This window comes from Vibrio maritimus (genome assembly GCF_021441885.1).
Lineage (GTDB): Bacteria > Pseudomonadota > Gammaproteobacteria > Enterobacterales > Vibrionaceae > Vibrio > Vibrio maritimus_B.
Window position 1 is genome coordinate 78,356 of sequence record NZ_CP090438.1, and the last position, 17,429, is coordinate 95,784.

The 17,429-nt window shown below is 47.3% G+C and carries 21 protein-coding genes; 13 read left to right on the top strand and 8 right to left on the bottom strand.

Features of this window, described 5'->3' with window-relative positions:
* Positions 1-45 precede the first annotated feature (45 nt).
* From LY387_RS00365 to yigB, 3 genes are read left to right on the top strand one after another with little or no spacing between them, the layout of a single operon-like run.
* Positions 46-762 carry a DUF484 family protein gene (locus LY387_RS00365; protein WP_234494937.1) on the top strand — a complete coding sequence of 239 codons (717 nt, stop codon included), beginning with the start codon at positions 46-48 and terminating at the stop codon, positions 760-762.
* Positions 740-1,696: a tyrosine recombinase XerC gene (gene xerC / locus LY387_RS00370; RefSeq protein WP_234494938.1), complete on the top strand. Its 957-nt coding sequence runs from the start codon at positions 740-742 to the stop codon at positions 1,694-1,696. Before LY387_RS00365 ends, xerC begins: the two co-directional genes overlap by 23 nt.
* Entirely contained in the window at positions 1,696-2,421 is a 726-nt protein-coding gene (gene yigB / locus LY387_RS00375) for a 5-amino-6-(5-phospho-D-ribitylamino)uracil phosphatase YigB (RefSeq protein WP_234494939.1), read from the top strand. The genes xerC and yigB overlap by 1 nt, the downstream gene beginning before the upstream one ends.
* A gap of 3 nt (positions 2,422-2,424) precedes the next feature.
* Here yigB and LY387_RS00380 read toward each other — a convergent pair whose 3' ends face one another.
* Positions 2,425-3,009, bottom strand: a complete 585-nt coding sequence (locus tag LY387_RS00380; protein ID WP_234494940.1) for a tRNA-uridine aminocarboxypropyltransferase — start codon at positions 3,007-3,009, stop codon at positions 2,425-2,427.
* A gap of 8 nt (positions 3,010-3,017) precedes the next feature.
* Positions 3,018-4,046 carry a COG3650 family protein gene (locus LY387_RS00385; RefSeq protein WP_234494941.1) on the bottom strand — a complete coding sequence of 343 codons (1,029 nt, stop codon included), beginning with the start codon at positions 4,044-4,046 and terminating at the stop codon, positions 3,018-3,020.
* 43 nt (positions 4,047-4,089) lie between these two features.
* On the opposite strand from LY387_RS00385, the gene LY387_RS00390 reads away from it, so the two are divergent.
* On the top strand, positions 4,090-4,548 hold the full coding sequence (locus LY387_RS00390) for an EVE domain-containing protein (protein ID WP_234494942.1): 459 nt from the start codon (positions 4,090-4,092) through the stop codon (positions 4,546-4,548).
* A gap of 105 nt (positions 4,549-4,653) precedes the next feature.
* Here the strand turns inward: LY387_RS00390 and LY387_RS00395 are convergent, their stop codons facing one another.
* Together LY387_RS00395 and LY387_RS00400 are read right to left on the bottom strand one after the other, a co-directional pair.
* Positions 4,654-5,475, bottom strand: coding sequence for a Cof-type HAD-IIB family hydrolase (locus LY387_RS00395; protein WP_042478765.1), 822 nt, complete (start codon positions 5,473-5,475; stop codon positions 4,654-4,656).
* 138 nt (positions 5,476-5,613) lie between these two features.
* Positions 5,614-6,600 carry an alpha/beta fold hydrolase gene (locus tag LY387_RS00400; protein WP_234494943.1) on the bottom strand — a complete coding sequence of 329 codons (987 nt, stop codon included), beginning with the start codon at positions 6,598-6,600 and terminating at the stop codon, positions 5,614-5,616.
* 127 nt (positions 6,601-6,727) lie between these two features.
* Between LY387_RS00400 and rhtB the strand changes: the two genes are divergently transcribed.
* The gene (gene rhtB, locus LY387_RS00405) at positions 6,728-7,345 is read left to right on the top strand and encodes a homoserine/homoserine lactone efflux protein (protein WP_234494944.1); all 618 of its coding nucleotides are present in this window, start codon (positions 6,728-6,730) and stop codon (positions 7,343-7,345) included.
* A 15-nt stretch (positions 7,346-7,360) separates the two neighbouring features.
* Positions 7,361-8,587 carry an EAL and HDOD domain-containing protein gene (locus LY387_RS00410; protein WP_234496025.1) on the top strand — a complete coding sequence of 409 codons (1,227 nt, stop codon included), beginning with the start codon at positions 7,361-7,363 and terminating at the stop codon, positions 8,585-8,587.
* On the opposite strand, the gene LY387_RS00415 is transcribed toward LY387_RS00410, so the two are convergent.
* Together LY387_RS00415 and LY387_RS00420 are read right to left on the bottom strand one after the other, a co-directional pair.
* Positions 8,584-9,609, bottom strand: a complete 1,026-nt coding sequence (locus LY387_RS00415) for an amidohydrolase family protein (RefSeq protein WP_234494945.1) — start codon at positions 9,607-9,609, stop codon at positions 8,584-8,586. The two genes, LY387_RS00410 and LY387_RS00415, sit on opposite strands and share 4 nt — an antisense overlap.
* Before the next feature lie 70 nt (positions 9,610-9,679).
* Positions 9,680-10,000 carry a DUF2500 domain-containing protein gene (locus LY387_RS00420; RefSeq protein WP_234494946.1) on the bottom strand — a complete coding sequence of 107 codons (321 nt, stop codon included), beginning with the start codon at positions 9,998-10,000 and terminating at the stop codon, positions 9,680-9,682.
* 260 nt (positions 10,001-10,260) lie between these two features.
* Here LY387_RS00420 and LY387_RS00425 point away from each other — a divergent pair, with 260 nt between their 5' ends.
* The 4 genes from LY387_RS00425 (at position 10,261) to LY387_RS00440 (ending at position 13,135) form a co-directional block, all read left to right on the top strand.
* Positions 10,261-10,632 (top strand): hypothetical protein, encoded by a 372-nt coding sequence (locus LY387_RS00425; RefSeq protein WP_042478771.1) that lies wholly within the window; start codon positions 10,261-10,263, stop codon positions 10,630-10,632.
* Positions 10,633-11,534: 902 nt separating this feature from the next.
* Positions 11,535-12,173 carry a lysoplasmalogenase family protein gene (locus LY387_RS00430; protein WP_234494947.1) on the top strand — a complete coding sequence of 213 codons (639 nt, stop codon included), beginning with the start codon at positions 11,535-11,537 and terminating at the stop codon, positions 12,171-12,173.
* Positions 12,174-12,257: 84 nt separating this feature from the next.
* Entirely contained in the window at positions 12,258-12,494 is a 237-nt protein-coding gene (locus tag LY387_RS00435) for a YecH family metal-binding protein (RefSeq protein ID WP_042478773.1), read from the top strand.
* 56 nt (positions 12,495-12,550) lie between these two features.
* On the top strand, positions 12,551-13,135 hold the full coding sequence (locus LY387_RS00440) for a YhgN family NAAT transporter (RefSeq protein WP_128649876.1): 585 nt from the start codon (positions 12,551-12,553) through the stop codon (positions 13,133-13,135).
* Positions 13,136-13,195: 60 nt separating this feature from the next.
* Here LY387_RS00440 and LY387_RS00445 read toward each other — a convergent pair whose 3' ends face one another.
* Both LY387_RS00445 and rsmD read right to left on the bottom strand, forming a co-directional pair.
* Complete coding sequence (locus LY387_RS00445; RefSeq protein WP_234494948.1) at positions 13,196-13,513, bottom strand: DUF1145 domain-containing protein; 318 nt, start codon at positions 13,511-13,513, stop codon at positions 13,196-13,198.
* Positions 13,510-14,112: a 16S rRNA (guanine(966)-N(2))-methyltransferase RsmD gene (gene rsmD / locus LY387_RS00450; protein WP_042478818.1), complete on the bottom strand. Its 603-nt coding sequence runs from the start codon at positions 14,110-14,112 to the stop codon at positions 13,510-13,512. Before rsmD ends, LY387_RS00445 begins: the two co-directional genes overlap by 4 nt.
* Positions 14,113-14,316: 204 nt before the next feature.
* Here rsmD and ftsY point away from each other — a divergent pair, with 204 nt between their 5' ends.
* The 3 genes from ftsY to ftsX all read left to right on the top strand — a co-directional run bounded on the left by ftsY (position 14,317) and on the right by ftsX (position 17,274).
* Complete coding sequence (ftsY, locus tag LY387_RS00455) at positions 14,317-15,597, top strand: signal recognition particle-docking protein FtsY (RefSeq protein WP_234494949.1); 1,281 nt, start codon at positions 14,317-14,319, stop codon at positions 15,595-15,597.
* A 62-nt stretch (positions 15,598-15,659) separates the two neighbouring features.
* Positions 15,660-16,331, top strand: coding sequence for a cell division ATP-binding protein FtsE (gene ftsE / locus LY387_RS00460; RefSeq protein ID WP_042478777.1), 672 nt, complete (start codon positions 15,660-15,662; stop codon positions 16,329-16,331).
* The gene (gene ftsX / locus LY387_RS00465) at positions 16,321-17,274 is read left to right on the top strand and encodes a permease-like cell division protein FtsX (RefSeq protein ID WP_234494950.1); all 954 of its coding nucleotides are present in this window, start codon (positions 16,321-16,323) and stop codon (positions 17,272-17,274) included. Before ftsE ends, ftsX begins: the two co-directional genes overlap by 11 nt.
* The last annotated feature ends 155 nt before the right edge of the window (positions 17,275-17,429 follow it).

Genomic DNA, 17,429 nt, shown 5'->3' on the forward strand with positions numbered 1-17,429 from the left:
CCCGCCATTTTTTTATCTATTTGACAGGGATTAAAGGGAAGCATTTTGTCTGAGTTTGAAGCAAGCCACCTAACAGCAGAAGTGGTAGCCGAGTATCTTTCTGATCATCCAGATTTTTTTAAGGGTAGAGAATCACTAGTAGAATCCCTTTCCCTCCCGCACCAACAGCAAGGCGCCGTGTCCTTGGTTGGTATTCAGTTGCAACGACAGCGTGAGCGTATTGAGGCGCTTGAGGAAGAGATCACCGCATTGATGTCTCTGGCTGCTCGCAACGATAAAACCTTCTATGAGTTCATGTCGCTGCAAGAGAACCTCTTGAAGTGCCATGATCTACAAAGCGTCATATCCGCCATTAAGCAAACGGCAGCGGGTCTTAACCTGCGTGGCTACCTAAAGCTTATCGACAGCGATGACAGTGCCGATCCACTCTCACTTGAGAGTTGGCAGCGTTTCACCACTAACCATTTGAATGGCAAAGACGCTTATCTTGGTCGCCTGCGTCAGGCCGATCGTACTATGCTGTTTACTGAGCAGCAGATTGCCGATGGTCACGTGCCAGAGCTCGGCTCATATGTGGTGCTGCCTCTTAAGCGTAAGTTCGCGCAAGGATTGCTGATCTTCTCAAGTGAAGATGGTGGTCACTTCCAACCGGATATGGATACCCTGTTTTTACGCCATCTCGCGCTGGTGGTTTCCTATCTTTGTGAGCACCTCGATTGGCAGGTGCAAGAGGAAGACAATGTCAGACCAAGCCACGCCTAAGGTTAACTTGCCGAGTGGGCTGCAAAAGCCACTCGATAAGTTCTACGAATACCTTCGCAGTGAGAAAGGGCTTAGCCTACACACTCAACGCAACTATCGTCAGCAACTAGAAACCATGGGTCAGCACTTAAATGAGATGGGTGTAAAAGCCTGGACTCAAGTTGATGCTGGCTGGGTGAGGCAGCTGGCTGGTAAAGGTATGCGTGAAGGAATGAAAGCCAGCAGTATTGCCACGCGCTTATCCTCACTACGCAGCTTCTTTGACTTTCTTATCTTGAGAGGAGAGCTAACGGCGAACCCTGCGAAAGGCGTCAGTGCCCCGCGCAAGCAAAGGCCGCTCCCTAAGAATTTGGATGTTGATGAGGTTTCTCAGTTGCTGGAAGTGGATGAGACCGATCCTTTGGCTATTCGCGATCGTGCCATGATGGAGATGATGTATGGTGCAGGTCTTCGCTTAGCGGAAATGGTCGGCATCGATGTTAAACACCTCAACCTATCGAGCGGAGAGATCCGTGTGATTGGTAAAGGTAACAAAGAGCGTAAGGTGCCGTTTTCGGGCTATGCGGCTGAGTGGGCGCAGAAATGGCTAAAGGTTCGTGGTGAGCTGGCTAAACCCGGTGAGCCAGCATTATTTGTCTCAAAGCTTGGTACCCGTATTTCACACCGCAGCGTGCAAAAGCGTATGGCAGAGTGGGGACAGAAGCAATCATTGGCGAGCCACGTCAGTCCGCACAAACTGCGTCACTCTTTTGCGACGCACATGCTAGAGTCGAGCAACAACCTGCGTGCGGTTCAAGAGTTGCTGGGCCATGAGAATATCTCGACCACACAAATCTATACTCACCTTGATTTCCAACATCTTGCCCAAGCGTATGATCAAGCTCACCCAAGAGCACATAAGAAAGGTAAGCCTAAGCAACAAGAGGATTCCTGATGCGCTTCTATCGCAGTTTACAACCGATCAAGGCGATGACCTTTGATCTCGATGATACGCTTTATGATAACTGGCCGATTATTCGCGAGGTCGAACAAAAAGCCACACAATGGCTACTACAAACCCATCCTATCAGTCAGCAGTGGGATAAAGCGCAGTGGCAGGCCTTTAAGTCTAAGTTGATAGAGCAAAATCCTATGTTGAAACACGACGTCACAGAGTGGCGTTATCAGCAAGTGAAGCAGGGTTTGGAGCATTTGGGTTACGATGATCCTAAAGCTACTGAAGCTGCACAGACCTTAATTCGTCATGTTTTGGAATGGCGCAGTGACTTCGATGTTCCACATGAAACACATCAGGTTTTGAGTAAGTTGAGTGCCGCGATACCCTTGGTTGCTATTACTAATGGCAATGTGAACGTCGACAAAATCGGGCTGAGTCGATACTTTGCCTTAGTGCTTAAGGCAGGCCCTGATGGCAGAGCTAAGCCCTTTGCGGACATGTTTGATAAAGCCGCAGACTTTTTGGCCTTGCCGCGTCAGCATATTTTGCATGTTGGCGATCATGTGGTGACCGATGTTGAGGGAGCGAAGCGTAATGGCTTCAGTGCTTGTTGGTTTAACGATAAAGGATTCACGCCTCGTGACACACGCCGAATGAAAGTGCTGCCAGATGTCGAGATTAGCGACATCGAGCAGTTACTTGAGTTACGCGCTGAGCGATAGAGGCTAGCGCGTTAACGCATGTCCGCTGCGCTCTGCCTGAAAGCGCAGCAAGTAGTCTTCAAAGAACGTGAGCATGGCATTGGCGTCATGTTCATTTCCTACCTCTCGAGTAATCTCGGCGCACACCTCAAAGGTGCAGAGATTGCCCGGCTCTTGGTTTCGTCTTAATTGGTATTGTGATAGCTCGGCGCTATCTAGGTGCACCTTGGGCAGCGATTGCAGCCAAGCGCTGCGATTCAGCATTTTTTTGGCTTCTTGCCACGTCCCATCAAGCACAATGAAATTACTTTTCGCACCTTGTTGTTTCTGTTGCCATTTAGCAAGCGGCACACTGTCTTCACACGGAAATATCAGTACTGGACTAAAGGGGCTAGTGTCAGGCAAGCAGCGCTCGCACGGCGATTTACGTTGCCACTCACTAATTTCGCAGTCATCAAATAATTTATCGATAAGCTTGCCAGTATTGGTGGCGCGTGAAGGCTCGTTAGGGTGAGTGAGTAGGGTAAAGCAAAGATCAGAGGCGATCGTTGGGATCGCCTCACAATAGCAGTTGTGGATAAAACCACAGCGTGGGCACATTTGGCTCATAGTTGGTTCTATTCGCCTTTATAAAGCACTAAACCACCGTTCGCGATTGGGTAGACGATATCGCCCACCTTCTCTTGCTTAGCGACCAGCTTATTGCCGTCTAGGGTGAAAATGCGTTGTGACACTAAATACTGCTGCTGGTGGCGCGTCATGATGACCTGGACTTGCTGATTGTTCAGTTGTTGCCAAAAGCCACGCTCTTCGGTTGCTGGCGAGTCATCTGGATACTCGTAGCGAGTGATAGCGGTGTGATCAGGAAGCAGCGTCATCGAGATGGTAAAGCCCGTGGTCTCTGTGGATTGTGCCACATAACTGCCAGCCCAGTTTAGCGTCGTATCCGAGTTCGACAGCGTGGCACAGCCTTGTCGAGTCTGACCGTTCATGGTCAGTACACCTGTCCAGCCATAAATAGAGTCGCTCATGGTGTCATTGCAAAGCTTGCTACTCATCTGAAGATTCGCATCATCAAACTCATAACGGCGGGTGGTCTGAGTTACCTTACGATCTTTGAGCGTGAGCGACTGTTTATCTTCGCCCATCATCGCAAAGCTCGCTTGCTTGGCGCTGTCAAACTTGAGAGACCAGAAAGGTTCATTGCCAAGTACCTGTGTTGGTCGTAGCGGTTGATCGCAGCGCTTGGGATTTTCAGCGGTCAGCAGGTTAACGTGCTTCACTACAAAGCGGCCAGTATAATCGGAATCAAACCCACGATGGCTCGGCGGCTCTAGATAGCCAACCACTTCCGCATATATTGGCTGATAAGGCTCACGAGTAAGCTTTTCTGCCTCCGGACGAACCTCTTTAGGCAAATCTAGCCAATACTGATGCTGGCTGCCACACGGCTGAATGGTGCGGGTCTCGTGTCCAATGACAGCTTGGCCGCGCATGACATAAGTTTGTGGTGTGATAGTTTCTGGACGTGATAGCTCCGCAGAAGGTACTGGAGGCGCGCTTGGCGGCGTCTCTGTATTGAAAGACGAACATGCTTGAAGCAATATGAGCGGAGCAACCGCAAGCGGTAGGCGCGACATTGTCATTAAATTTTCCTTATTTAGAACGATCACAGGTATCTAGACCATTATGGCATATTGGCTATTTAAAACAGAACCCGATGAGTTTTCCATCGACACTCTGCGTGTCAAAGGGAGCTCATGCTGGGAAGGGATCCGCAATTATCAAGCACGAAACATGATTCGAGATGAGATGAAGCTTGGCGACTTAGTGTTGATCTATCACTCATCGTGCAAAACCATAGGGGTTGCCGGTATCGCTCGTATTACTAGAGAGGCGTATCCCGATCATTTCCAGTTTGATATCAATAGTGACTATTACGATGCCAAAGCTGAACCCGATAACCCACGTTGGTTAATGGTAGACATTGAATATGTTGAAAAGTTTAAGCGTGTGCTGCCGTTAAGTGTGCTCAAAACCATGCCGGAACTGGAAAACATGCCGCTAGTGAAGCGTGGTAATCGCTTGTCGGTCATGCCAGTGTCAGAGATCGAATGGTCTGCGATTTTGGGTCGAGTGGCGCGCTAAACAAGCGACTGGCCACCAACGAGATAAAACAAAACTCCCACGCCCAATAGCTAGGATATGCGCTATATAGGGGTGAGCATGGGAGTTTGATTGTTGATATTCGGCTTATAGCAGATGCTTTTTCAAAAATTCAGCGACAGCATCGTCGGCGTTGCTGCCAATAACGGTGTTGTTTGGTAGGGCTTTTTTCACTTTGTCGTGAGCGTTTTCCATCACATAACCGTGTCCTGCCATCGTCAGCATTTCAACATCGTTCATGCCATCACCAAAGGCGATGCAGTTCTCAAGACCTAAGCCAAGCTTCTCGGCGACCGCTTTTAGCGCATCACCTTTAGAGACTTCTTTCGCCATCACTTCTAGGCACCAAGGCGTAGAGAAGGCGATATTCAGAGCGTCACCAAACTTAGCTCTCAATGCATCCTCAAATTCTACCAAGTGTTCGTGGTCTTGCTTTGGATGGGTAATGAAGATCTTGGCGATACCATCTGTTGGCGCATTGTTGGCGTCAAATAGGTGATAGCTAAATCCTGTTTCGGTGTGGAACTTACGCAGATACTCATCTTCTTGGTTAAGCAGCCATGTATCGTCTTGGTACATGTGAACAAACAGCTCACTGTCGGTGTTGAGCACATCAACGATCGGTTGTACTAGGTCTTCAGGGACGTTCTGGCTGTATAGCAGTTCATCCTGCTGGTCATGAACTCTCGCGCCGTTCGACGTAATCATGTAGGCAGGAATACCCACAGATTGACGAATGCCTGCGACGTCCACATGGTGACGACCGGTTGCGAAAATGAAAGTGTAACCCTTAGCGTGCAGTTCCTTTAACGTTTGCTTGGTGTTAGCACTCAATAGGTGGTCTGGAGCCAGTAAGGTGCCGTCTAGATCAGAAGCGACAATGTTGATGGAATCTCGATTAAGGGTCATAACTTTCTCTTCGTGTCGAACGTGGAGGGGAGTCGCCAAAGGGGCAACCTAATAGGGATATTGTAGGGGATATTAAACCAGAAAAAGAGGGTAAATGGGTGACAGAAATATTTCCTCATTTACCTTCTTTGTTACGTGTTATTGCTTTGAAAAGAAATGGCTTACGGCATCGAGTGCTTGATTTCGGTAGGCATCTTTTTCAAACAAAACTTCATGTTTTGCGCCCTCGACCGTCACCATCTTGGCGTGTTGATTGGTACGTGAGAGCTTGCTAACAAAGCGCTGCTGATCTTGGTTACTCACAATCTGGTCTGCGCCAGCTTGCACCAGAAGCAGCGGTATTTTTACCTGCCTAGTTTGCTGGATACACTGCTTGGCAGCCATTAAGCCTTGCCATACCCACCGAGTGCTTGGACCGCCAATCTTTAACTCCGGCATCCTTTCGTACAAGTCTCTAAACCAGTGGTAGCGGACCTCGCTTGAGGAGAGCGGGTTGATCTCAAAGGGCTTGGCGACATAGCCTTGATATCCTGGCGCATAGGTCGGCACCGGGTAAATAGCCGTCATAATCTGCGCCACAAATGGAGCGATTGGCTTTAGATACCATGGCACATTGACGCCGTACATAGGCGCACTGAGCGCAATCTTATCGAAGTTGTGGTCGGGACGAGTTTGAATATAGCGAGTCGCAATATTTCCGCCCATAGAGTGAGCAAGGACATGGCGCTGCTGATAGCGGCTTAAGTCAAAACTCTTTAATACAAGGTCCATGTCATCGAGGTAGTCATCGAACTCATGGACGTGGCCCATCTCAGGATTAGGGGCCAGGTGGCTTGATAGGCCTTGGCCTCTGTGGTCAAACGAATAGATGTCGTAACCTTGTTGGAAGAAGTCGTAGAACAGCTCTTGGTATTTCCATGCAGATTCAATACGGCCATTGACTACGATGAGGGCTTTCTGATGATTTTCGTGCGTTAATTTGCACCAGTATAATTGGGTACCATCCTTTGCTTTTAGCTTCCCTTCCTGTCGATTCTCCCATAATTGAGCAATGTGAGTGTTTATTACTTGCTCAAACTCTGGCTCTTGAGTATAAGAGATGTCAGTAGCATTTATCGTGTGCATACATGGGCCTGCTTCAATTTTTATGTATAATGCGCTGTTTTTTAGACACTTTTGTGTCATTTTACAGGGTTATCATTCCACGGAACGTCTTATTCAGTTAAGAGTAAACCAGTGGTGAGGAATTACAATGGATTATCATGTTTGGTTCGCTTATGTGGTTACAGCGATCGTATTTAGCTTGGCGCCAGGTTCGGGTACCGTTAACTCGATCAGTAACGGCCTAAGTTACGGGACACGTAAATCCCTAGCTGCCATTGCTGGACTGCAAATTGGTTTGGCGATCCACATTATGTTGGTGGGGGCCGGAATTGGTGCTTTAGTAGCAAAATCAGCGCTGGCGTTTAGCATTATCAAGTGGGTAGGTGTGGTTTACCTGATTTGGCTTGGTATTCAAAAGTGGCGTGATACCTCATCCGTAAAGGCTAGCTCTGAACATGAAAGTCGTACCGCAGGTCAACTGCTGCGCAGTGCTGTGCTGATTAATCTGACTAACCCTAAGTCGATCGTCTTTCTCGTCGCACTGTTTCCGCAATTTATCGACCCTGCTGGCGACCAAGTTCAGCAGCTCATGATTCTTGGTATCACGACAGTAACGATAGACTCAATCGTTATGCTCGGTTATACGTCGCTCGCTTCACAGATGGGGCGTTATATTCGCTCTGATCGTGTCATGGGACGCATTAATAAGTTATTTGGTTCAATGTTTGTAGGATGTGGCGCTTTGCTTGCCGCCGCGAAATCGTAAGGCCGCGTTTTGGATATGTACGCCACCTACGTAGCTCGCCAGCCCATTTTTAATGCCCGCCGGCACACCTTGGGTTACGAGTTGCTGTTCCGTGATGGAGAACGGAACGCCTTTCCAGCTCACGTGGAAGCGAATCGCGCCACCTACCGGTTGATCGCAGAAAACTTCTTATCGTTGGGTATCAATCCAGCGCTCTCTAGTTCACGCTGCTTTATCAATTTCCCTCAGCAGAGTCTGATTCGCAGGCTGCCACTCATATTACCGAAAGAGAGTGTGGTGATTGAGATCCTTGAAACCTGTGAACCAAACGATGAGTTATATGATGCAGTCAAAGAGTTAGCCCGTAGTGGCTACATCATTGCTCTTGACGATTTCGTCTATACCGACGCGTGGGAACGATTCCTCCCATTTGTGCAGATCGTTAAACTAGACATCATGTCAATGGGCGTCGAGCAGGCATGTGAGTTTGTTCAGCGCCAAAAAGCCAAAGGCAGCCCAAGGCATTACCTTGCTGAGCGTGTCGAGACAGAGCAAGAGTTCCTCTTGACCAAACAAGCTGGGTTTAAGTTCTTTCAGGGCTTTTTCTTTAGCAAACCTGTCATGGAAAAACAGGTTTATATCAGCGCTGAGCAACTGGTGGCGATGGAGCTGTTCCAACAGGTGTGTATGCCTGAAGTGGACTTTGACAAGATTGAGCAGATCGTTGCTAAAGACGTTACGCTTTCTTATAAGTTGCTGCAGTTTGTTAATACCATGAATCCACGCCTCGAGTCTGAAATCTCCTCATTTAGACAAGCTTTGGTGTATCTAGGGCAAGAGAAACTCAAACTGTTTGTGTCGCTGACCGTTGCGTCGTTCATTTCGAGCAGTAAGCCCAAAGCACTCTATGAGCTCTCATTGCAACGTGCTCAATTCTGCCGATTGATGACCAAATACCCGCCGTTTAGAGATTACAAAGATCAGGCATTTATGATCGGCTTATTCTCGATTCTGGATGCTTTGATGGATCTCTCCCTAGACCAATTGATTACTCAACTGCCACTATGCGAAGAGATCAAACGTGCGCTGCTAGAGAGGCAAGGTCCGTATGGACGATTGCTGTCGATGGGAGAGTGTTTCGAATCAGCCGACTGGCAGGGGCTTGAGAAGCATCGAGCTCAGCTTGGGGTATCACAAAACCAAGTGTTTGCAGCGCTGGCGGATGCACAACGCTGGAGTCAGAAGGTTCAGGCGTTAAGCTAGTTATCGCCTGAGGGGGTGCTTTTCGGTAAGACGGTCAGCATGTTTTGATACGCCATTTTATTGGCGACATGTTTAGGCAGTGCAGACAGTACCGGGTCCCATATCGCGAGCGCTCCTTGCTGATACTGAAATTGACCCACGACATCACTACCAATCATAAACCGCTCAGGATACGCCTCAATCAATGATAGCCAGCGGCTGTCGACTCGACCTTGGGGCGCGATGACCTCAATGAGACTCCAAGACGCCAAGATGTACAGGTTGTCATGCTCACTTAAAAGGTCTGCCACGGTTTGGTAGAGGAATCGCATCTTGATGGTTCGAGTGAGTGTGGTCGTGGTACCCGCATGAGCCCAGAGAAAGCGGGTGTTAGGGTGGTTACTGAGTGCCTCTTCAAGCTCTTTTAGATAAAGCGGATTATCCTCGCGCTGTGAGGTGATATTGGTGTGCAGCAGTACGGGAAGATCGTGCTTAGCCGCTAAATCATAGACTTTGGCAAGTGCTGGGTGGTTTGCTCTTGGTTTCTCATCGGCGGTGAGTGCGGTTAGATGGTCATGACGAGTGATCACCTCCCCAATACCTTTCCAAAACCCAGGGCGAAATGTCAGCTCGCGCTCGATGTGCTCCGCGGCATTCATGTCTGTAGTGTTAAACCCACTAAGAAAAGGGTGCAGCCTAGCTTGGCTTGGCTTCGGTAGTGATTCTACCTCGCGCGCAATGAGCTCATCGGTAAATGAATAATAGTAGACCGGGGTGTCGTCACCATACACAAAGCGCGGTGCCTTAGGTGCGCTCGCATCCCACTTTTTAATCACAGGCAACCCCATGACGTATGAGTGGTCGATACTCAATGCATCCATATTATCAATCAGCGCCTGCGCGCCGTCACCACGTTGGAAATAGTCGACCAGGTGTACTTCGGCATCATTGACTCGACCCTGATAAGCAGAGCTACAGCCCGAGGTAAGCAGCGCGATACACGCGAAAACAGCTTTTAGTTTCACGTTAGAATAGAAACTCATGATTAACATCCATGTGATTGAGCTAAGCGTTACGCTACCACGACTGATAAGCGACGTAAATCTATGGGATTTAACGATTTAGCGCAAAATGTAGGAATTTATCACCCTGATAAGTCAGTACGCCTTTATCGCCAGGATTGAGGTGATGATAGTAGTGGACGCCAATCTGGAACTCTCTTTTGGGGCCAAATGCGCCTTTTTGAATGTAGATCCAGTATTCGTCTTCTTGGGTCGGGTCTTCGGTGGCAACAACCTGCTTATCAAGAATGGTAACAGAGGCTTTTCGCTCAGGCGCATCAATACCAAGTGTGTGTTTTCTTTGAATGAAAACAAAATGATAGCCAGCAATAACGATCAGTACAATGACAGCAATAATCAGAGAGATAGGCATACAAACCCCATTCATTTCAGTACGCTGGAACTAAGATCGCACAAAACCAGCAGAAAATAAGCTGTCATCGTTGGTTTAGCCAAGATTTTTAGGCTCATATCACACAAAAGCGGGCTGAATTAGGTTTAAATCTTTACTTGAATTTACCTTACAATTGTCGAATTCTTAATACAGATGGTTAACAATGGAGTGAACCAAAGTTTTGGACATTAGCCAGCACACCTTTTTTTCACAGTTCGCTGGTGGTTGGAGGGATGCATATGTCTGATATTGAACGTGTTGTTTTACGAACGAGGCGCTTAGAGAAGTTGCTTAGGCAGCAATATCGCGCCGATGGTAAGGGCTTACATCAACTTGTGACTAGCTGTGAAGAACGGCTACCGCATGATGTGATTAGCAAATTGAGATACATCGCGACCATTCGCAACAAGATCGTTCATGAAGAAGATTTTGAGTTGGATGACAAATCAGGATTTCTTCGTGCCTGTGATGAGTGTGAACAAGAGTTAACGCCTAGAAGCAGTCGCTTTATTTGGCGCACCGCCATGTGGTTGATGGCACTGATCACCTTGCTTGCAATGGGCTTCTACTACGTGCACTGGGAGAAGGTGCTACACATCATCTCTAAATGAGAGTGTTTACCCCAAATAGCAAAAGGGACGCATTAAGCGTCCCTTTTTTGATCTTGTAGATTAACGTCTACTCATCGCTATTAGTAAAGCATCGGCAGTGTCATTAGCCCTACCACTACGGCTATCATCACTAGACCTTGCTTCTGAGAAGATGAAATCATAACACTGCTCCTTTTATTAATTCTGTCGTTGGATATAAGAATAGCACCTGTTTTGGCTTTTAGGCAAGGATATTGTCAAAAAAACTCCATTTTTATAAGTTTTCCACCCTAAATATGATCTTAATGCCACAAAGAAACAGTGTATTTATTCTGGGTTAATTTTGACCGCACGTGGTTTTGTGATGTAGATTTAAATTAACTGATTGTTATTTAAGAATAAATTTGTGATTGCGTAGTGTTCGTTATAACTGGTGTTTGTTTTGGGGGTTTGGTGTCAACCTGAGGTGAATACCTAGTTAAGCATTGTTTTTGGTGTCTAATTAAGAAGGTGATTTACTGATAGATGAGAAAGTAGGGCTGATTTTCTTAAGAGGTGATAGGAAAACCGTAACTTTTATTAAGTTATTAGAAAGTTAATGAGCGAGCTTTGTTAGAGTGATTCTTATTTTAGTTGCTGTAAAACAATGGCTTAGGTTGAGTTTTCTGAGTGGGTGATGTTGGTTTACGTTAGCGTTAATGATCCACTATCGGAAAAACCACGTTACGTCATAGCAAAGAAAGGAAAACGTTTGCTTTGTAATTTTTATGTTTGAGTGACAAAAGGGACGTACTCACACTGAATCTTGGCCTGTCAAAGGCAAACTTTTTTAGTTTAAGACAAGTCCAACTTTTGAACCTTGCCACTGGACAGTCATCATCAGCTTCATACACTGGGTTCGAAAATAAGAATTAGGTGTGTGTATGTGGAGTTGGCTAGCTGTAGCCCTATCGTGTTTGCTGTTTATTTTTGCTGGTGAGAAAGGGGACAAAGCCCGAATGGTGGTGTTTAGTGGACTAACACACGCTCTTTTGGCTGTCATACTTATCAAGACGGGAATGTTCGAGCCTTACCAAATGTGGATACTGGTAGGGTTAGTGCTATTTACTGTTAGCGACGGAGTCGTGCAGTGGCGACGTTTTACCAAACTCAGTTTTTTTGGATACATAGCGGCGCAACTCGCTTATAGCTGGGCTATGTGGGGACAAGTGAACAGTGAGTTTGTGCTTTGGCTGCCTGCATTGTTGTTCTGCATTGCTATCGTCACCTTCTTATTACTATTACCTAGACTCGATTCATTTCTTATGCCCGTTGCCTTGATGGGTTTATCACTGGTTCATCTTATGTGTGCCGCAGGCGAGGCGTGGCTAATTACCCGTTCGTTTGAGGCGATGATTGGGTTTGCGGGGGCGGCGTGTCTTGCCCTGTCAGCGTTGCTGCTAGCACTGGATAAGTACCATTTCCAATCAAAACGCGCCAGTTATGCTGTATCGGGAAGCTACTACCTGGCGCATGGTCTTATTGTGGCTTCGGCGCTGTCGAGCTCAACTCAAATGATATAGCGTCGCTTTGGCTTGCGTCAGATCATGATGCGCCACGCTAAGATTGGCTAGCATAGTAGCACGCTATTTAGTGAGGTAATCTTCATGACAACATCTATCCATGCCCACAAAGTTCTTAACCTGCTGCGTGAGCAACCAATGAGCCGTGAGCAGTTAGAGCAAACCGTTCTTGATCAGTTTGGCGCGGATGCTACTTTCCGTACATGTAGCCGAGAAGGCTTTGATCTTGAGGCTTTGCTAGCGTTCTTTATCGAAAAGCAGAAAGTGATTGAGAATGAGGGTTTGTGGACGCTAAACATCGAGCGAGTCTGTTCTCACTAATTAAGAATTAGCCTGCTATACTCCACTGCAAATTCTTAGATAGCAGGCTGTAATCCATGGATATTCTTTCAGCGGCGACCATGTTATTCCTTATCATGGACCCGCTCGGCAACCTTCCCATCATACTCTCGATACTTAAACACCTCGACCCAGAGCGACGTAGAAAGGTATTGGTCCGTGAATTGTGCTTTGCTTTGCTCATTCTGCTTCTGTTCCTTTTTGCAGGCAAAGGCATACTTAGCTTCTTACACGTTGAGCCGGAGACGCTAAGTATTTCCGGCGGTATTATCCTATTTATCATAGCGATACGCATGATTTTTCCACAGGCTGGCAGTGTGACGGGCTTAGCCGCGGGGGAAGAGCCCTTTATTGTACCTATGGCGATCCCAATGATTGCGGGTCCCTCTGTCATCGCATCGGTTTTATTGCTCTCGACTCAAAACCCAGACAGCTTGGTAGAGCTGTCTGCTGCGGTTTTGATTGCTTGGGGGGCGACCTTCTTTATTCTCATGTTCTATAACTTTTTCCATAAAATGCTGGGTGAGAGAGGTCTTAAGGCCGTCGAGCGATTGATGGGCTTATTACTAGTTATGATTTCAACCCAGATGTTCCTGAACGGGGTGAAGAGTTACCTAGGTTAAACACCTCGGGTGATGGGTCAAAAAAGAAAAGAGCCGCTATTGCGGCTCTTTTTCTAAACATTACTTTTTATCGCTGTTTTCAGCAGTTTGGTCTTCTGGCTCTGGAGCAGGCCCCATCATGTGTTTTTGACGGATATCCAGTAGGGCAAAAATACCAAACGCAAGTATCGAGTATTTCTCCCATGTGCCCAGTTTCAACTTGTCGCCAAAGGCACCAAGGAAAATCGCCATTTGAACGCCATGCATCAAGAACAAGAACGCGGTCATGATATAGAGAGCGATGGCACCTTTGCCCGGAAATGGATGGAAGATATTCAGTATCAAGACAAACCAAACAAACCCGAAGGCGATTTTTGCTAGCATGAGTAGCGCTTTCATTGTGATTCCCTCTCAAATAATCGGTAGCTAACCTGACCCGCCGTCTTTTCTTTTAGTAAGTCCCAGTGCTCTGGAATAGCGTCAAGCTGCAGTTCTTTTTCCGTTTCTATATAGATTAACGCATTGTCTGCAAGCCAACCATTATTCTCTAAACGGTCGATGACATCCGGCAGTAATCCCTTTCGAAACGGTGGATCGATGAAGACCAAGTCTTGTGGCTCGCCAGCTTGTGATAAAAAGCTGAGCGCGTCGCCATGATGAGCTTTGATATTGTCCGCTTTGACCAGCGCAATGTTACTAACGATCTGCTTATAGGCTTTGTCATTAAGCTCAATCATAGTGACATGGTCGGCTTGCCTTGATGCGGCTTCAAACCCTAAACCGCCAGAGCCCGCAAACAGGTCCAGTACTTTGGCGTGGGGAACATCTTGTGCCAGCCAGTTAAATACCGTCTCTTTAACGCGGTCGGTCGTTGGTCTTAAACCCTCCGCATCATGTACAGGGAGCTTGCGACCACGCCAAAGTCCGCTAATGATGCGAACGCTACCCATCTGAGACGATGGTTTTTGTGATGGAGTTTGCTTGCGACGTCTAACCATAGATTTTTTGACCGCCAATAAAGTGATACTATAACGGGCTCATTAACGAGCTTAAATTAATAAGTGACGAAGTGTACCAATCTCTGAGAAAAGTTTTCACTGCTTTGTCACAAATATTTTTTGCACCGCCAGACGTTAACCTATAACGTCTAGGCTACGACGAATTTAAGACATTTGAAAAGACAGTATTCAGGATAGTTTCAGATGACAGAAAAGAAAAAACGCGGACTTCTCTCTTGGCTCGGCTTTGGCGACGAAGATCAAACAGAGCAAAAACAGCAAGACACTGCCGCGGAGACTCAATCCGAACAGCTAGATGCAGACGCATCGACTGATGCTGAGCAGCAACAAGCTGAACAGGTTGAAGCGAGTGTTGAACAACAAGACGACGCAGAACCAACCGCTACTGAGCCAGCCGAGCAAGTAGTCGTTGCGGCTAACGAAACCGAAGATACTGAAAAAGCAGAAGCAGAAGCAGAAGCAGAAGCAGAAGCAGAAGCAGAAGCAGAAGCAGAAGCAGAAGCCCCAGTTGTTGCTCGAGTTCAGGAGCAAGAAAAACCAACAGAGAGCTTTTTTGCACGCTTGAAACGCAGTCTGAGCCGCACCAAAGCCAACATCGGTGCCGGTTTCTTTGGTCTGTTTAAAGGCAAAGAGATCGATGATGAGCTGTTTGAAGAGCTAGAAGAGCAGCTACTCATTGCTGACGTGGGCATGAACACCACAGTAAAAATTATTGATAATCTTACAGAAAAAGCGTCTCGTGCCGATTTAAAAGATGGCGAAGCGTTGTATGGTCTTCTTAAAGATGAGATGGCCGACATCCTTAGTCATGTCGAAAAGCCATTAGAAGTTGATACCACTAAGACTCCGTTCGTTATCCTAATGGTGGGTGTGAACGGTGTGGGTAAAACCACGACGATTGGTAAGCTTGCCAAGCAGTTCCAAGCGGAAGGCAAGAAAGTCATGCTAGCGGCGGGCGATACCTTCCGTGCAGCGGCGGTAGAGCAGTTGCAGGTTTGGGGTGAGCGTAACGATGTCCCAGTGATTGCTCAGCATACTGGAGCGGACAGCGCATCGGTGATTTACGACGCTATTGAAGCGGCGAAAGCGCGCGGGGTGGACGTGGTTATCGCGGATACCGCGGGTCGTCTGCAGAATAAAGCGAACCTGATGGAAGAGCTGCGCAAGATTGTGCGTGTGATGAAGAAGATTGATGATTCTGCACCACACGAGATCATGCTGACGCTTGATGCCGGTACCGGTCAAAATGCGATTAGCCAAGCTAAGCTGTTTAGTGATGTGGCACCGCTGACAGGCATTACGTTAACTAAGCTTGATGGCACCGCAAAAGGCGGGGTAATTTTTGCGCTGGCGGATCAGTTCCAAATCCCAATCCGCTATATTGGTGTTGGTGAAGGCATTGACGATTTAAGGCCGTTTGAGACCAAAGAATTTATCGACGCACTGTTTAGTCGAGAAGAATAAATTAAGGGGATGCATGGCATCCCCTTTCTGACCTAAGACATCCAAATCAGAGGAATGATTCGGTGATCAAATTTGAGCAAGTGAGTAAAGCCTATCGAGGTGGGCGACAAGCGCTGCAAAAAGTCGATTTTCACTTAAAGCGCGGTGAGATGGCATTTTTGGGAGGCCACTCCGGCGCAGGGAAAAGTACCTTACTAAAGCTTATCTGTGCGATTGAACGACCAACCGATGGTCGTATCCTATTTAATGACCACGATATCAGTAGACTACCTTCGAAAGATATTCCGTTCTTGCGCCGCAATATTGGCATCGTTTTCCAAGATCACCGCTTGCTGATGGATCGCACTGTATTTGATAACGTTGCGCTGCCAATGCGTATCGAGTCCATCTCGGAGAATGAAATCAAACGCCGCGTTTCAGCTGCGCTAGATAAAACTGGGCTGCTCGATAAGATGAAGTGTTTACCAAGTCAGCTTTCTGGTGGTGAACAGCAGCGTGTTGGTATTGCTCGCGCTGTCGTCAATCGCCCGACCATGCTGCTTGCGGATGAGCCGACGGGTAACCTAGACCCTGAGCTTTCGAACAAAGTGTTGAAGCTATTCGAAGAGTTTAACCGTGCTGGCGTGTCCATCCTGTTAGCGACGCATGACATACATCTCGTACGCTCTCGCCCTCAATACCGTTACCTAGAGCTTAATCAAGGCTTTTTAAGTGAGGTGAGCGATGGTGTTTAAGCGTAAAAAAAAGCCGGCTAAGCATCGACTCAAGTCCGATGGCTTCTTTACTGTGCACTGGCGACAGGCTAAATCGTCACTGGTAGAAATGTGGCAGCGTCCACTAGGCAATATTCTTACCTTAGCGGTTATTTCTATGGCGCTCACCATGCCCGCATGTTTGTACCTACTGGGTAAGAACGTGGCGGCAGTGACGTCGAATGTGGCCAGCCAGTCTCAAGTGACCGCATTTATCGATGTTGGGGTGCCGGATGCACGCGTTTTAGTGCTGAAAGATGATATCGAGAGCTGGGAGATGGTGAGCGAGGTCGAATACATCACGCCGCAGCAAGGTTTGGCAGACTTGAGTCAGCACTCAGGCCTCGATCAAGCGCTAAGCTTACTGGATGGCTACGCATTGCCGGGAGTATTGGTGATCATTCCTAGTGATACCAGCGTTGAGACTGATCGAGAATTGGTATCTAAGCTTCGCACCCGTAGCGACATTACTGATGTTCGTCGTGATGAAGATTGGCTAGGGCGCTTTGATGCAATCAAGAACCTTGCATCGACCTTGGTGATTAGCTTGTCTGCTTTGATGTTAGTGTCGGTGTTTCTCATTGTCGGTAATACGCTGCGCTTTAATGTGCTTGCGAATAAAGAAGCTATTCAGACCATGAAACTGATAGGCGCGACCGATGCCTACATCCTTAGACCGTATCTTTACTCAGGAATGTGGTTTGGATTGATTGGAGCGCTCGTCGCGTGGCTGCTTACCGCGTTGCTGACGATTATTATCAACAGCACAGTCACCGATTTGGCCATGCTTTACGACAGTGATTTTCGATTGCTTGGACTTGGCTGGGATGAAACCTTGTTGATTTTAATGTTGGGTTTGTTCCTAGGCACTGGCGCGGCGAGAATCTCGGCAAAGCGTCATTTAAAAGAAATTGAACCGGTTTAAGCGAAAAGGGTCTTAAATAGTGGCATAAACATCGTTGGTCGACCTGAGCGAATAATCGTTCAACGTTTCAATAACATAGTGAGATTTAGCTCTCATTAATGGTGCGTTTACCTATTAATGAGTTAAATTTAATCGGTAATAACACTTGTTTAGAC

Excerpts from the sequence above, each read along its gene's own strand:
- xerC (WP_234494938.1), top strand. The coding sequence starts at position 740 with ATGTCAGACCAAGCCACGCCTAAGGTTAACTTGCCGAGTGGGCTGCAA.
- yigB (WP_234494939.1), top strand. The coding sequence starts at position 1,696 with ATGCGCTTCTATCGCAGTTTACAACCGATCAAGGCGATGACCTTTGAT.
- LY387_RS00380 (WP_234494940.1), bottom strand. The coding sequence starts at position 3,009 with ATGAGCCAAATGTGCCCACGCTGTGGTTTTATCCACAACTGCTATTGT.
- LY387_RS00385 (WP_234494941.1), bottom strand. The coding sequence starts at position 4,046 with ATGACAATGTCGCGCCTACCGCTTGCGGTTGCTCCGCTCATATTGCTT.
- LY387_RS00390 (WP_234494942.1), top strand. The coding sequence starts at position 4,090 with ATGGCATATTGGCTATTTAAAACAGAACCCGATGAGTTTTCCATCGAC.
- LY387_RS00395 (WP_042478765.1), bottom strand. The coding sequence starts at position 5,475 with ATGACCCTTAATCGAGATTCCATCAACATTGTCGCTTCTGATCTAGAC.
- LY387_RS00400 (WP_234494943.1), bottom strand. The coding sequence starts at position 6,600 with ATGCACACGATAAATGCTACTGACATCTCTTATACTCAAGAGCCAGAG.
- rhtB (WP_234494944.1), top strand. The coding sequence starts at position 6,728 with ATGGATTATCATGTTTGGTTCGCTTATGTGGTTACAGCGATCGTATTT.
- LY387_RS00410 (WP_234496025.1), top strand. The coding sequence starts at position 7,361 with ATGTACGCCACCTACGTAGCTCGCCAGCCCATTTTTAATGCCCGCCGG.
- LY387_RS00415 (WP_234494945.1), bottom strand. The coding sequence starts at position 9,609 with ATGAGTTTCTATTCTAACGTGAAACTAAAAGCTGTTTTCGCGTGTATC.
- LY387_RS00420 (WP_234494946.1), bottom strand. The coding sequence starts at position 10,000 with ATGCCTATCTCTCTGATTATTGCTGTCATTGTACTGATCGTTATTGCT.
- LY387_RS00425 (WP_042478771.1), top strand. The coding sequence starts at position 10,261 with ATGTCTGATATTGAACGTGTTGTTTTACGAACGAGGCGCTTAGAGAAG.
- LY387_RS00430 (WP_234494947.1), top strand. The coding sequence starts at position 11,535 with ATGTGGAGTTGGCTAGCTGTAGCCCTATCGTGTTTGCTGTTTATTTTT.
- LY387_RS00435 (WP_042478773.1), top strand. The coding sequence starts at position 12,258 with ATGACAACATCTATCCATGCCCACAAAGTTCTTAACCTGCTGCGTGAG.
- LY387_RS00440 (WP_128649876.1), top strand. The coding sequence starts at position 12,551 with ATGGATATTCTTTCAGCGGCGACCATGTTATTCCTTATCATGGACCCG.
- LY387_RS00445 (WP_234494948.1), bottom strand. The coding sequence starts at position 13,513 with ATGAAAGCGCTACTCATGCTAGCAAAAATCGCCTTCGGGTTTGTTTGG.
- rsmD (WP_042478818.1), bottom strand. The coding sequence starts at position 14,112 with ATGGTTAGACGTCGCAAGCAAACTCCATCACAAAAACCATCGTCTCAG.
- ftsY (WP_234494949.1), top strand. The coding sequence starts at position 14,317 with ATGACAGAAAAGAAAAAACGCGGACTTCTCTCTTGGCTCGGCTTTGGC.
- ftsX (WP_234494950.1), top strand. The coding sequence starts at position 16,321 with ATGGTGTTTAAGCGTAAAAAAAAGCCGGCTAAGCATCGACTCAAGTCC.